The sequence below is a fragment of the Desulfuromonas sp. genome (assembly GCA_002869615.1).
Taxonomy (GTDB): domain Bacteria; phylum Desulfobacterota; class Desulfuromonadia; order Desulfuromonadales; family UBA2294; genus BM707.
Map to the genome: position 1 here is coordinate 72312 of PKUH01000001.1, position 15796 is coordinate 88107.

Annotated in this window: 7 protein-coding genes; 3 read left to right on the top strand and 4 right to left on the bottom strand. The window is 53.5% G+C overall.

Going from position 1 to position 15796, the window contains the following annotated elements:
* Positions 1 to 160 precede the first annotated feature (160 nt).
* The 3 genes from C0623_00350 to C0623_00360 all read left to right on the top strand — a co-directional run bounded on the left by C0623_00350 (position 161) and on the right by C0623_00360 (position 11603).
* Positions 161 to 1036, top strand: coding sequence for a chemotaxis protein MotB (locus C0623_00350; GenBank protein ID PLY03836.1), 876 nt, complete (start codon positions 161 to 163; stop codon positions 1034 to 1036).
* A 221-nt stretch (positions 1037 to 1257) separates the two neighbouring features.
* Positions 1258 to 10380 (top strand): glycosyl transferase, encoded by a 9123-nt coding sequence (locus C0623_00355; GenBank protein PLY03881.1) that lies wholly within the window; start codon positions 1258 to 1260, stop codon positions 10378 to 10380.
* A gap of 35 nt (positions 10381 to 10415) precedes the next feature.
* Positions 10416 to 11603 (top strand): (p)ppGpp synthetase, encoded by a 1188-nt coding sequence (locus C0623_00360; protein PLY03837.1) that lies wholly within the window; start codon positions 10416 to 10418, stop codon positions 11601 to 11603.
* A gap of 52 nt (positions 11604 to 11655) precedes the next feature.
* Here C0623_00360 and C0623_00365 read toward each other — a convergent pair whose 3' ends face one another.
* The 4 genes from C0623_00365 to C0623_00380 all read right to left on the bottom strand — a co-directional run bounded on the left by C0623_00365 (position 11656) and on the right by C0623_00380 (position 15792).
* Positions 11656 to 12354 (bottom strand): hypothetical protein, encoded by a 699-nt coding sequence (locus C0623_00365; GenBank protein PLY03838.1) that lies wholly within the window; start codon positions 12352 to 12354, stop codon positions 11656 to 11658.
* Between the two features lie 46 nt (positions 12355 to 12400).
* Entirely contained in the window at positions 12401 to 13351 is a 951-nt protein-coding gene (locus C0623_00370) for a GTPase-activating protein (GenBank protein PLY03839.1), read from the bottom strand.
* 116 nt (positions 13352 to 13467) lie between these two features.
* Positions 13468 to 14439, bottom strand: coding sequence for a hypothetical protein (locus C0623_00375; GenBank protein ID PLY03840.1), 972 nt, complete (start codon positions 14437 to 14439; stop codon positions 13468 to 13470).
* A 45-nt stretch (positions 14440 to 14484) separates the two neighbouring features.
* Positions 14485 to 15792 (bottom strand): hypothetical protein, encoded by a 1308-nt coding sequence (locus C0623_00380; protein PLY03841.1) that lies wholly within the window; start codon positions 15790 to 15792, stop codon positions 14485 to 14487.
* Positions 15793 to 15796 lie beyond the last annotated feature (4 nt).

The window sequence follows — 15796 nt, forward strand, 5'->3', positions numbered from 1 at the left end:
ATGAAATAAAAACAAAAACAGAGCAAATTTATACCATGTATACTGATCCTTCAGCAACCTGAAACCCCTTGACAAATCACCGTACAATAATAGAGTAGAAAATGATGTGCGAACCTGCCGGACGGCTATCAATCAACTTCACTTACAACAGGAGGAAAGCGTGAGATATCTGGTGATTCTTGTACTGACTGCGGCACTGACCGTTTCAGGGTGCGTCGGCAAGGCCAAATACGAAGAGAAAGTCAGCGAAGCATCCCAACTTTCGGAAGCGCTGAGGTCGTTGCAGGATGACCATGCTGCCCTGCAGGCGAGACATGCCGTCCTGCAGGAAGATTATAACAATCTGCAAATCAGCAACAAGGCCCTGCAGGAAGACCTGGAGCGCGCCCAGAAAGATATTGCGAGACTTGAGCAGGTCCTTTCCGAAAGAAGTATCGAAGCGGGGGCCGCCATGGCCGAAATGCGCCAGGAGATCGACCGGCTAAAAACCGAAAATCGCAAACTGGAAGCGGCTGTCGAAAGTGAGCGGATTGCGCGTCAGGCCCGTATCGCCAAGATGCAAAGCACTTACAACGAGCTGCTTGACAAGATGGAGGCTGAAATCGAGCGGGGTGAAATAACCATCTCCGAACTCCAGGGAAAGCTGACGGTCAACATGGTCGAAAAGATTCTCTTCCCATCCGGCAGTGCCACAATCAAAAAAGCCGGGCTGAAGGTCCTGGAAAAAGTCGGTGATATCGTCAAAAACGTTGAGGACAAGGATATCCAGGTCGAAGGACACACCGACAATGTGCCGATCAGCAGCCGCCTCCGCGAGATATTCCCGACCAACTGGGAGCTGTCAACTGCCCGGGCGGCAACGGTTGTCCGATTTCTGCGTGACCTCGGAATACCGGGCGAACGCCTTGCGGCGGTCGGATACGGACCCTTCCAGCCGGTTGCGAGCAACGATAACGCCGAAGGAAGAGCCCAGAACCGGCGGATCCAGATTGTCCTGGTCCCCCCGCGTAACCGGGTTGAAAAATCACTTGAATAGAGATTCCGATCAACACTCACCAGGGCGGCCGAAACGGTCGCCTTTTTCATTTAAATAATGACAGAATTTGAATCTTATAATACCCTCAATCACTTGCGAATCGTCGATTCTGTGCGATAGTTGCAAACAGGTTCAGAAAAAACCTTTTATCTAATTAAATCAAGCCCTTTATCCACAAAGAATCATCATTGCGAACCGGAGAGTTAATTGTGCCAACCGGAATACTCATAAGTTTTTTTCAGAATCGCTCCGATGCACGCAAGTGCCTTTGGGCTCTCAATAAAAAGGGCTTTCGTCGAGCCGCTGTTCTGCATCGCTCGAGCGGCGGCAACATCGACATCCTTGACTGCTTCAAGTGGACCCGGATCATCGGGCTTCTGGCCCTCACCTTAGGTTCCGGACTGGTAGCGCTTTTTACCGATATCGGCAAACTTGATCTGCGCTTATTCGGTGAAGACTTGCCACTTCATACACTGATTGTCAGCGGTTCAATAATCGGAATCACCCTTGGACTTGCCTGGCTTAAACGGTCACGTTTCGGTATTGCGACCCGTATTATCGATCAATACGTTCATTCCCTGATGCCGGATGAGGCTGCATTGATCTTACAGGCACCGGTCGATGCGATGAAATCACCGATGGCAATAATTCGCGATAAGAGCGAGACCCTTCCGACAATTTTCATCCTTCATCCAGGTCGCGAACACCGGGGGGCCTCGCGCGATCTCGCCGGCCCTCTCAGCGATGACGAGGTCAGCCGCCGAGCCCGCTTCCAGGGGATTGAACACCAACTACAAAACAAGGATTCCGGTAAATCAGAACTGCTGCATCGGCTGAAAAAAGAAGGTCAATGGTTTCAGGAAATCTGTACCGATCTTACGGAGGCCTGCCGCCTCGAACAGGGTGCTTCACCGGTTGCTGAATGGATCATCGATAACGAATTCCTGGTTGCCAAGGCTGTTCGAGATATTCTCGTCAACCTGCCTAAAAGCTACTACCGTGAACTGCCGGTCCTGACCAGTCACAAACACTGGACCGGCTTTCCCTGCGTTTATGAGCTGGCCAAGGAAATGGTTTTCGACAATGAATCGCGGCTCAATCGTGAAAACATTATTTCCTTCATCAGTTCCTACCAGACACTCAAAAAACTTTCGATTGCCGAACTCTGGGCGGTTCCACAAATGCTCAGAATCGCCCTGATCGAGAGCATTCTCGATCTGGCAATCCGGGTTCACAATGACATGCGCGAGCGCCAGCTCGCAGCCTTCTGGGCAAACCGTTTCATTGCCGCCAACCGGCGCGATTCATCGCAAATATTTTCGATCCTGGCAGAGCTTGATGATCGCCATCCGGAACCAAGCCTTTATTTCGGTTCACAGCTGATCAGCCTGCTCTATGATCAGGCAGCCACCCTGGCACCAGTAGAAAGCTGGCTCGAGCGTAAACTTGGAAAATCTGCCAATGATATCAACTTCAGCGAACAGAACCGCCAGGCCCATGACCAACTGCTGATCGAGGCCGCATTCACCAGTATCCGCCAACTCGTCCAGATCGACTGGCGCGACATCTTCGAAGAATTGAGCTGGGTCGAAAAAATCATGACCACCGATCCGGCTGGTATTTATCCAGCGATGGACTTTCAGACCCGCGACAAATACCGGCAGGTCATCAAACACTATGCACAACGCAGCGGCCGAACCGAAGATGATGTCGCGCGTACGGCCATAGAGCTCGCCCGCTCAACAGAAAGTCACGTCGGAACCCTGCTATTCGGTCCGGGCAAAGCTCGCCTCGATGCGAAACTGGACTGTCGGGAGAACCGGAGCAAACGATTCCGGGCTTTCCTGAGGGCCAACCACTGCGCAGTTTATCTGGGCGGCCTTGGAGCTATCTTCCTGGGCATCTATCTTTTCATGTTCAATATTGCATTGACCAATGAATCGATAGCAGCCCGGTTCGGGTTCGCTATCTTATTGACGATTCCGGTCAGTCAATTGGCTCTCGAAATCCTCAATTACTTCCTGACGCGATTGGTCAGGCCCCGACCGCTCTCGAAAATGGATTTTGAAAAAACAGGGATTCCGGATGAATTCCGGACACTTGTCGTTGTGCCGACCCTTTTGACAAGTGACGGAGCCATCAGAGAAGAAATTGAAAAACTCGAAATCCGCTTCATGGCCAACCGCGACACGAATCTTCGCTTCGGGCTTTTTACCGACTACACAGATTCGACCCTTGAACATAATGAAGAAGATGAAGCACTACTGCAACTCGCACAAAAGAGTATCAATGGATTGAACAGGCGCTACGACACTGACACTTTTTTCCTGTTTCACCGCGAACGCACCTGGAGTAATACGGAGCAAAAATTTATCGGCTGGGAGAGAAAGCGGGGCAAGCTGGAAGAGTTGAATCAGCTGCTCGACGGCAGCAGCCCGGACAGTGCAAACAAGCTCGTCTATGCCGGGAACCCGGAACAACTTGACGGCATCCGTTTTATTATCACCCTGGACAGTGACACCCAGTTGCCGCACGGCACCGCCCGGCGGATGATCGAAACCCTGGCCCATCCACTCAATCAGCCGCAGATTGATGAGTCTGGACAGATCAAACGTGGGACCTACACGATTCTTCAGCCCCGTGTCACCCCGTCGCTGCAAAGCACGAGCAAATCTCCATTCAGCCAGATTTACGCCGATGCCGTCGGCGTCGACCCTTATACACGGGTGGTCTCGGATGTCTACCAGGACCTGAGTGGTGAAGGTTCATACCACGGCAAGGGGATCTATGATGTCAGAGCCTTCAGCCGGATTCTCTCGAATAATTTCCCCGATGAACTGGTCCTGAGTCACGATCTGATTGAAGGCGCACACGTCCGGACGGCACTGGTCAGTGATATCGAACTGTTCGACGACTTCCCCCAGGATTACCTTGGTTTTATTACCAGGCTTCGACGCTGGATTCGCGGAGACTGGCAAATATTCCCCTGGATCTTTCCCTGGGTCCCGAAAAAAGGTGGCGGTTTCAGAAAGAACCCGATTTCGATCTTCAACCGCTGGAAAGTTCTGGACAACCTCAGGCGCAGCCTCCTGCCAACCTTCAACCTTGCCCTGCTGATTGCCGCATGGTTGACATCACAGCAGGCAGCCATGGCCGTTATGATGATGATCGGCCTGCAAATCTTCTTCAACCCCGTATCCCAGATCCTGTCTGCCGTGACAACCCGGAAAGGCATCAGAGGCTTCTCGGTTTCCCTGCACCTCAACCATCTGCAGCGGGCTCTCGCAGAAATAGCTATGCTGCCCCATCAGGCGTGGGTAACATTTGCCGCGATTTTACAAGCCTGGTACCGCCTTTTCATCTCTCATCGCAAACTCCTCGAATGGACAACCGCGTACGCTGCCCAGACAACGGTTCAACGCCGCCGCCGCCTTTTCGCTGCTTCCCTGCTCCTCGCCTCAGCTTCTGCCGTGGCAATCAGTCTGCTCCTGTCTGAGCAGCAACCGGACAACCTTGTACAGGCCAGCCCATGGCTGCTCCTCTGGTTTTTCTCGCCTTTTTTCGGGTGGCTCCTGACAGCCCGGCCAATCGAAAAAAACCAACGCGAGCTTTTACCGGCGAAAGAAATTCTGTTTCTGCGCCGAATCAATCGCCTGACCTGGCGTTTTTTCGCCGACTTTGTTAACGCCGAGACCTCATGGCTGCCGCCTGACAATTACCAGGTGTCGCATCAGGATCAGCTGGCTCTGCGGACCAGCCCGACCAATATCGGTTTTGCCATGCTCAGCACCGTCGCGGCTTGCGACAGCGGATATATCACTCAGGTCGGGACCCTCGATAAACTCGAATCGACCATGCAGTCAATCGAAAAGCTGGAACGCTTCGAAGGCCATCTGTTGAACTGGTATGACATCGGCAACCTCACGCCGCTGGAACCCCGTTATGTATCGACTGTCGACAGCGGCAACTTCCTCGGTGCGCTCTGGACCCTGCAACAGGGGCTCAAAGATCAATTCACCGGTGAAATTATCAGTCGTTCAACTTTTGACGGTCTGCATGATACCGGCCGCATTTTGCTGAGGCGGATTCGTGACGATAATACTCTCAAGCCGATTCGCAGAGACTTGACCGCACTGCTTGAACAACTCGATCGGCCACCACGCAAGACTGTCGACCAGCTGAAACTACTACGTCAGTCGGCCGATGCCGGCAAGAATATCACCAATTCAATACTCGAAATCTATCCTGAGCCGTGTGAGGTCAGTTACTGGTGCAAAGCGCTGGTCACTGAATTCGCAAACTGGTCAGAGATGGCCGATCAGTATCTTTCGTGGATTGAGCTGCTTGGCCAGCAGCAGAGCAAGCTCGCCGAAACCGCGATCAGGAATCTTTCCGAGATCAACGAAGACCTGAGCCAGGCGCCATCGATAAGAAATCTCGCCCGGGGGGAATCGGCTTCGGGCGCTCTGCTGAACATTATCCGTGAAAATGCCCACACCGAATCTCCGTCCCTTGCCAAATGGGCGGGAGAAGTCCTTGATCGTTTTGCTGTCGCCCAACGTCACGCCAGCGCATTCAGACAACGGCATGAAGATCTTCTGTCCAGCATCCGTAACCTGGCGGGCGGCATGAACCTCAAGTTTCTCTATCATCCGGAGAGGAAGCTGTTTTCAATCGGCTACAATGTTTCATCAGGCGAGATGGACAAATCCTATTACGATTTGCTGGCGAGTGAAGCCCGCTTCGGTGGTTTTGTTGCGATCGCCCGCGGCGACATCCCGATGGAACACTGGTTCACCATGGGGCGTCCGCACACTCTGGTCGGTCGACACCGCGTTCTGCTCAGTTGGACCGGAACCATGTTTGAGTACCTGATGCCACAAATATTTCTCCGCTCCTATCGCTACTCCCTGCTCGACAAGGCGATACACAATGCGGTTGACACCCAGATCGAATATGGCAGAAAGAACGGTATCCCCTGGGGCATATCCGAATCCGCATTCGGCGACCTAGATTTCAATAAAACTTACCAGTACAAGGCTTTCGGCGTTCCAAAGCTCGGTTTGAAGCGGGTTCTCGAGGACCAACTCGTTGTTTCACCCTATTCAACCCTGATGGCCGTCGGAATCATGCCGAAGGAAACGGTTCAGAATCTAAGAGACCTTGACCAACTCGGTATGCTCGATAAATACGGCTACTTTGAAGCGATAGATTTCCGCCGCAAACCGGAACGGGATGGCCAGAGGGGTGTCAAAATCCAGGCTTATATGGCTCATCACCAGGGGATGGGATTTCTTGCCCTGACAAACTTCCTGCACAACAATCTCTTCCAGCGCCGCTTTCATGCCGATCCGAGGGCCCGGGCTTTCGAACCGTTGCTGCAGGAGAGGATTCCGACCTTGCCTCCACTTCAGCTGACGGCAACTCGTGAGCGGACCACTTCTCTGGTCGAAAGCAGTTCGGACATCCCGGCATCCGGAACCTTTGAAACTCCGCACACATCAATGCCGAAAACCCAGATCCTCTGCAACGGCCACTACGACCTGATGATTACCCATACCGGTGGCGGATACAGCAAATGGAAAGGACAGGAGATCAGCCGCTGGCGCGCTGATCGAACAAACGACTGCTGGGGAGTCTACTGCTATCTTAATGATCTGGCAGAACGAAAAACCTGGTCTGCAACCTATCACCCGATTGGCGGAGAGCCAGACTATTACAATGCAGAACTCGCCCTCGACCGGGCAATCTTCCGCCGACTCGAAAATGACGTCCAGCTTGAAACAGAGGTTCTGGTTGCCCCGGAAGATGACGTCGAGATCCGGCGAATGACGCTGATCAATCGGTCATCCCACGCCAAGCGGCTCAACCTGACCAGTTACATTGAACTTTCGATGACACCTCACGCCGCTGACCGGGCGCATCCGGCTTTCAATAAACTTTTCATCCAGACGGAGGCCGTCGAGGAGAAAAGAACCCTTCTTGCCTATCGGCGCTACCGGAGCGAAGAGGCTGAGCCGTTCTTTGTCGCGCACCGTTTCGTCAATGACCAGGAACAGAAGCACTGGCGTTTCGAGACCGATCGCAGCCAATTCATCGGCCGGGGGCAGAATCTGGCAACGGCCCGTGGAGCCAGCAGCAGCCTCGGCAATAATGACGGCTTCGTCCTTGATCCGGTTCTTTGTCTGCGCGAAACCGTATCGCTCGAACCGAGCGAACGGGTTTCTGTTGCAATGATCATTGCCGCCGGTGATTCACGACAAAAGGTCCTTGATCTCGCTGAAAAATACAACACCATGCAGGCCGTAAACCGGGCGATGGATTTTGCCTGGCGTTCAGCCCAGATTGAGCTTCGCCAGCTCCACATCCTGCCGGACGAGGCCAGACGCTTTCAACAACTGGCCGATCATCTCATCTTCCCGAACAATCTGTTGCGCGCACCGGCTGAAACACTTGAAGAGAACCGAAAAGGCCAATCCGGACTCTGGCCCTACGCAATCTCTGGAGATCTGCCAATTCTGCTTGTCTCAATCGACGAAACCCGTGACATCGGCCTGGTTCGCCAACTTCTTCAGGCTCATACCTATTGGCGTCGCCACGGCTTTCTCGCTGACCTCGTCATCCTTAACGAGGAATCGGAAAGTTATGAGCAACCCTTGCGCGAGCGGCTGGTCCATCTGATTCAGGCCCACTCAATGTTTGCCGGCCGCGATCAACCAAGCGGCATATACCTGCGCAGCGCTGAACAAATGCCGGATGAGGACCTCAGACTGCTCAAAGCTGCGGCGTCGGTCTTTCTGGTTGCAGCCCGCGGGTCGCTCTCACAACAGCTGGGGGTGCCACGGCCAACTCCCGTACTGCCACCATTGTTTAAAAAGTCAGGCAACTTTGACAGCCCGTCACCACCTTTGCCGGACATTGAGCTTCTGCACCACAATGGTTATGGCGGCTTCACTCCCGACGGAAAAGAATATGTGATCGAGCTGAAGCCGGGTGTCAGTACACCGGCGCCATGGGTTAACGTCATGGCCAATCCCGACTTTGGCGCCCTGGTCAGCGAAACAGGAGCCGGCTTCTCCTGGTATGGCAACAGCCAGCGCAACCGGATCAACAGCTGGTCAAACGACCCGGTCATCGACCCTCCGTCGGAAGCAATCTATCTCCGTGATGAAGTAACGGGGGACTTCTGGACTGCAACCTCGGCACCGATTCGCAATGACTCGCCATATCGCTGTCGACACGGCGCCGGCTATACGATATTTGAACACAATCATGCCGGCACTGAATCCGAACTGACGATGTTCGTTCCGGTTGACAGCAACAACAGCCCGGTCAGAATTCAGCGATTGAGGCTTAAAAACAAAGCCCGTCGTAAACGAACCATCAGTGTTACCTGGTATACGGAACTGACGCTCGGCGAGCATCGTGAAGTTTCCCAGATGCATGCGATGACTCATTGGGACAGCGAATCACGGATTCTGCTCGCCCGCAACTGCTATCACCCCGAATACGGCAATCGCGTAACCTTCTTCGCGATGACGCCAAAACCGGACTCATGGGCGGGTGACCGGACTGCCTTTATCGGCCGCAATCGTACAATGACAGCTCCACAGGCAATGTTGCTCGAAAATCTCAACAACCACGGCGGTGCCGGCTGCGACCCCTGTGCCGCCCTGCAAACAACGATTGAGCTTGCCCCGGACGAAACTGAAGAGGTCCTCTGTATCACCGGGCAGGCAGAGTCGGTCGAGCAGGCACGGCTTTTCTCGCGAACCTTCCGTGATCATAGTATTGTTGAATCGTCGTTGACTGCAACATGCGAATGGTGGGACCGGTTACTCGGCACAATCAGGGTCACAACCCCCGAACCTGCAGCCGACATCCTGATCAACCGTTGGCTCCTTTATCAATCACTCAGTTGTCGGATCTGGGGCAGGTCGGCTTTTTACCAGTCCGGGGGTGCGTTCGGTTATCGTGATCAGTTGCAGGATGTAATGGCTTTTCTGTTCACCCGCCCCGAACTGGCAAGAGAGCAGATATTGCTTGCGGCCAGTCGCCAGTTCCGTGAAGGTGATGTTCAGCACTGGTGGCACCCGCCGACCGGTGCCGGTATCCGCTCGAGGATTTCCGATGATCTGCTCTGGCTTCCATTCGTCACCAGCCAATATGTCCGTTCAACGGGTGATGCTGACATTCTCAACATCGACGTTCCATATCTCAGCGCACCATTGCTGGAACCGGGTCAACACGAAGTTTTCAGTGCCCCTGAGATCACATTCGAACAGGGTACTATCTTTGAACACTGCCAGCGGGCAGTCCGAAAAGGCCTGACATCCGGCCCGAACGGTCTCCCTCTGATCGGCACCGGCGACTGGAACGACGGGATGAACCTGGTCGGAGCCGATGGCCGGGGCGAATCGGTCTGGCTGGGCTGGTTTCTCTTCGAAATACTGGCCGGCATGGCATATCTGGCAGACCGCCTTGGCAAACCGGAACTCGAACAGGAATATCGTCAGAAACGGAATGATCTGGTTCAGCAGATCGAGAAAGTTGCCTGGGATGGGGCCTGGTATCAACGCGGCACGTTCGATGACGGATCGCCACTCGGTTCGTCGCGGTGCGATGAAGCGAAGATAGATTCGCTCCCGCAATCATGGGCCTGGCTGACCGGAGCCGGCAACCGCGAACGGGCCGAACAGGCCATAGAATCGGCGTGGGAGCACCTGATCCTGGAGGATGAACGGCTGGTTCTGCTGTTCGAGCCGCCTTTTAATCATTCAGAACAAAATCCCGGCTATATCAAAGGCTACCCGCCGGGAGTCAGGGAGAACGGTGGTCAGTACACCCATGCGGCACTCTGGTTTGCCATGGCTCTGGCGCGCAAAGGAGATGGCAACCGCGCGGTCAAGCTTCTCAACATGATGAGCCCGATGGAACATACCCGGGACCGCGAGGCAGCTGCCCACTACGGGCTTGAGCCCTACGCGATCGCCGCAGACATATACCGACTTCCCGGCCGCGTCGGTCGTGGCGGCTGGTCATGGTATACTGGTTCAGCCGCCTGGACGTACCGCGCCTGGGTTGAAGAGATCTTCGGACTCAAACAGATTGAGAATACGCTCCACATCCACCCGGTGATTCCGCAGGAATGGGAGAGCTTCTGTGTTGAGTATCGACATGGTGACGCCCACTATCGAATTGACGTTGAAAACCCCGAGCATGTCATGAGCGGCATCGCAAGTGTCGAACTTGATGGGAGGTATCTGGAGAACAAGGTTATCCCGTTAACAAAGGAACCCGGCAACTACCATGTCCGCGTCCGGCTGGGAGGAGACAAACCCTGAAGAAGAAAACCGGAAAAAAAAGCCAAGTGCCGAACATGAGCAGAACCAGGGCTATCTATGATCGCCAGTTGCCCAACCTGGAAGGGGCGTTGCATTCGCTTTACCAGGAGATCAGGCGCCTTCTTGAACGACACGATTTCACCCCGACGATCAAGTACCGGGTCAAGCGCTTTGATGCCTATTTCGACAAGTTGAGAAAAAATCGTCTGCGCGGCACCGGTCGCGGCAATCGATCACTCGGGGATTTTTTCGCCCTGCGCATCATTTGCCCGTTTCTCGAAGACATCGAAACAGTCGAGCGGATTCTCATCGCCAATTATGACGTGATTGAAACTGAGCGGAAATCGACTCAACACTCATTTCGTGAATTCGGTTATGACTCGGTTCATTTGATGATCAAACCGAAACAGCAGATGATCAAGGCTAAACTGCCCGGAGTACGCAACGTCTGCGAAGTCCAGCTCCGGACCATCCTGCAGGATGCCTGGGCTGAAGTCGAGCATGAGCTGGTTTACAAATCGGACATCTCCCTGCCAAAGGAATCGATCCGGCGCAAGCTGGCCTCACTGAATGCTACGCTGAATCTGTCCGATCTGATCTTTCAGGAGATCCGGGATTACCAGAATGAAATCCGTCAGCATGGACGTATGCGCCGGAGTTCGGTCCTTGAAGAGACGTTGAATCTCGATCTGATCAATATTGATCCGCCATTACAGAACGGACCCAAGCCGATCGCGTCGACCCTTAAAAGCCGCCTTGAAAAGACCATGTTGCGCGCCCTTGAAGCCCACAGCAGTAACGACTTCGATACGGCGATCGAGCTTTATGGAGCTATTCTCGGTATGCGGATCGAGACACCGATCAGGGCTCTGGTCTACAACCATCGCGGCATGGCCTTTTTTGCCCAGGGCAATCATTCGCGGGCGTTACGCGATTTCAACCAGGCGATCCGGTATGACCCGACGAGTTCACGAAGTTTATGCAATCGCGGGTTGTGCAACCGGATACTTAAACGTTATGACAAGGCACTGGAGGATTTTGAAACGGCCCTCGAAATCGATCCGGTCAACGCCGATTGTTATTTCGGCCGCGCCCAGACCTACCTTGATACAGGGCAACCGGAACTGGCCAAAAACGACTGCCGTAAAGTGCTGGAGATCAACCCGGAGCATCAGGCGGCCCACGACCTGCTCAACCGAGCCGAACCCCCTGATTTATCATAACAAAAAAGGGGCAGAGTTTCCTCTGCCCCCAATTAACGCCTTTCCAAACCGATCAGCGCAGAAGCTTTGCCAGGTACAGGAAGGTGCCGCCAACCGAGAGTCCGGCCAGAACGTTGCCAATCTCCTTGCAGTAGATCGACAGGGTGTAACGGCCGAGATACTCGCCCTGGGCTGCGAGGGCATCCAGACTGTAGACATTGATATAAAGTTCCGAGCCCTTCCACAGGAAGATGAAAGCGAAGACAAAGATAAAAGCAGCAAATCCCTTACTGATCGGGCTGTCCTGGATATTGACATATATCTTGCGAATAAGGTCGATATTGATCAGCGAGAGAAAGACCCAGTTTGTATTCTCAACGATGTTAATAACTTCAAGAGTCCGCTCATTCGGAGTAATATTGATCCAGATAAAAACCGCCGAAGCGACGATAACTCCGATCGTGGCCAGATAAACAAAGGCTTTGTTTCCTTCCAGTTCGAGCGTGCGCGAAAAAACATAATACTCCTGAAAGCCGTGACTCATGATCAGGATTGCCATGGTCCCGACAATCGATGTCATTGCCTGAATTTCGGGGATTTCCAGGCCGGGGAGGAAGTCAATCGCGGTCGGCAGAATCTCGGCGACCAGTATCAGGAAAAAGCCGACAGCAATACTGGTCCAGACCCGGGCATTCCCGAGACTGAAATAGAACGAGACGATACCTGCCAGAACCCAGAGAGGGAGAGTGATAATTGTCCAATCCATACCCATAACATTACCTCCAACCTGTTAAGATCAATAAAAACAAAGCCCCCTCCTACGAAATGGAGCGGGCAATTTTCTGCATATCTTCAATCATCGATTTAATAGCCGAAGGACCGGCAACCATTTTGGCAGCCCGGGAAAGATCGTCAAGCAGTTGACTGAACATGGCATCAGTCCATTCGCCATTTTCAGGAATGTGCTTTTCCATCTCCTTGTCGACCAGTTGGATACCGATCTTGCCAATATGCTTCTCGGCGGCACTGCGCAGCATCGATTGTAAACGGATGCGACGATTTTTCTGTTCCATTTCCTTGTCGCGATTCTGTTCCTGTTGCTGGTTTTTCTTGTTCTTGGCAATCATTTCGTGAGCTTTTTTCCAGAGCGCCGACAGGTCAGCCGATGCCATCAGGTCAGCCAGGTCAATCTCATCAGCGCCGCCGGAGCTCAGAACATCGACTTTGGCTCCCGGCAATTTGGCCACCGACATCGAATCGTCGGCCTTGGTCTCGATATCGGTCGAGCCGTCATGGAAAAAGCCGAGCGGATTACCATCCTTGTAGAAAATCAGAGCGATCTTTTCGTCGTTGTAGATCCGCAGGCAGCCGCTCATCTTGTCTTGCTTGAGCTTGCCGAGCAGCGCCTTGATATCAATCAACTTAAGCTCCTGACCTTTATACAGGATGTTTCCGTGCAACAGGGCATGGATACTCATGGCGAGTTCTGTCGACAGCTTGTAGATATCGAGAATCAACAATCCGGAGAGGGAGAGTTCAAAAATGCGGGCGATCGCGTCGTAAGCAATCAGACGATCGTTGGTCTCCTCGTACAGTGCACTGATCAATTTACCGGAGCTGAAGATAATAACCCCGGTGCCGGCGGCAGCCTCAAACCGGAGATAACCGGTAAAGCCACTCTTCTGCAGTTTGCCGAGAGCGTCAGGCATATTGATTTTTCCGGGGTTGACTTTTTCCCGGACAGGATTTCCGCGGGGCAAGAGAATCATAGCGTCACTTCTTTAGTATTCCAGTCTTAGAGGTCATAAATACCAGTAAACATTAGATTATTATATGAAACACAGAATCGTGTCAATCGCTTTATTGCGGTGGCACCGCAATTCCTTCACGGTTTTCTGCCGCTAACAACAGCGGTATCATCACTGACATTCAGGACAGCGATATCGACAAATCCTGCGGCCTTCATCCATGCCCCGATTTCTGCGCCGCTATAGGTTCGCCCCCCTTCAGTCATGACCAGCATATGAACGGCAAAGATCGAGGCCATCACCGGCGAAGCCTTGTCGTCGTCAAGCAGGAATTCATGCACCATCAATTTACCACCGCGGTCAAGTGCGGCATACAACTTCCTGATCAGCTCCTGGCAGCCGCTTTCATTTTGTGAATGCAGGACCTGGGACAACCAGATCGCATCGGCACCGCCGGGAATCGGGTCGATCTCGAAATTTCCGGGATAAAATCTGACCTTGCTGGCCGACTCCAGATCTTCCAGTCGTTTGCGGCCGAGGGCCAGGGCGTCGGGCAGATCAAAAATACGGATTTCCGAAAGCTCGGGCCAGAACTGTTGGAATGCGGCCGCGTAAGTACCGGGCCCACCGCCGACATCAATCAGCACTTCCGCCCGCTCGAGATCGAGCTGCGGCACGACCTGGGGTGCGAGGTCACGGGTGACATCATTCATCCCCTCGATAAAATCACGGGTCCATTCATCATTCTCGCCAAGGGCGTTTGCTTCGGCAGCAAAATCGGGTTTGCCGGTTTGGACAACACCGGGTAGCCGGCTCCAGGAATCCCAGCAGTGATGGATATGCCGAAAAATTGCTCCGCGATAGGTAGCAGGATTGCCAAGATGTTCGTAAACGACCGGATGGTTGCGGTACCCGTGATCACCTTTTTCAAGCATATTGAGAGCGGTCAGGGCATTTAGCAGCAACCTGAGAGCGCGGCGGTCAACCGAAAGAGCTGCGGCCAGTTCGCCAGGACTCTTTTCAGCAGCGCCAATCTCGAGAAACAGTCCGAGATCATTTGCTGTCAGAAAAATCTTGGCGGCCTGAAAGCCGCCGGCCAGGCGTTGCATGTCACGAAAGGATTTAAACAATTTGACCTCCCGGAGAAAAATTATTCAAAACTGATCCTTGGCCCGCAAATCGGTCATAACATGCCGGCGGAGTTGAGCGAAACGCCCCGCGCCCTCATCCTCGAGGAAGTGAATGGGCGGATCAGGGTCAATTGCGACAAGGATCATCTCGCGAAACATTTCCGAATCGTCCCGATCGGTTGCGGCATTCATCATTTTTATGATTTTTTCGGCGGCGGCCTGCGGTACCAGTTCAGTAACAACCTCTTCACCATCTTCATCATAGAGCGCAAGGGTGACATCCCCCCCTTCACCGGTCAACCCGGTATCGGGGAGATGAAACAGTAGCCCGCCGCGCTCCGGGAAGAGTGCCTGCAACTCCGAGTTGGCCAACAGCAGATCAACACAGCTGCTATGGAAAAAGCCGGTCTGATGATGACGCAGATCCTGGAAAAAATACCCATCCTGCCCGGTTACACGGCGACCACAGTTCGGGCATTCTCCGGTCAGGTGACTGGCCCGTCCCGGCGGCATTTCATCAACGGCGGCGAGAACCCGGGCCGGCGGTTTGCCTGACAGCCTGTTCTCGACATTGTACTGCTTGCCGACAAAGGCCGCCAGATCCTTGAACTGCTTATGAACCGAGGTACCCCTGGCATGTGTCAGCACCGGATAGATCCGGCTGCTGAAGCTGGTCGTCAGACTTTCAACTTTTGGACTCTTCGACATGTAAGTATCGACAACCTGAAAATCACGTTCCTCGGCTGAGTAGACGAGAAAATCACGCATGCCTACGGTTCTCTCCTTGAGGCGGGTGCGGCCATCGATCAGGCTCGGCACCAGCCAGAGGCTTTCCGGGTCACTGCCGGCATCAAGCATCGCCTGACGCAGAGCCGAAGCGTTGACCAACGATGGCCGATCTTTCACCGGCACCAGTACGAGGTCGGCTGCCAGCAATGCACTATGGGTGAAATAATCGAGAATCGGCCTCGTATCGATCACCAGGATGCCGGAGAGATCGCCCCGGGCGAGAACCTTGCTCAGATGAGAGATATCATCATCGGGCGGATTCAGTTGGCGCTCGGACACCATAAATTGAACACCGTATTCGCCAAGTTGCACCATTTCGTCGAGCGGCTTTCCGGAAAAGATCCCGGCGACCGAGTACCCCCGGTGTTCACCAATGGCAAACATATTGTCGACACTGAAGTGATTATCAAAAGAGATGACCGTTACCGGCAGGTCTTCACAGAGCGCTTTCAGATAGACAGCGAGATTGGTGGCGATGGTCGTTTTTCCGACCCCCCCTTTTTCGCTCGCCACAGTAACAACAAACAGTCCGGTATCGTCCATCACA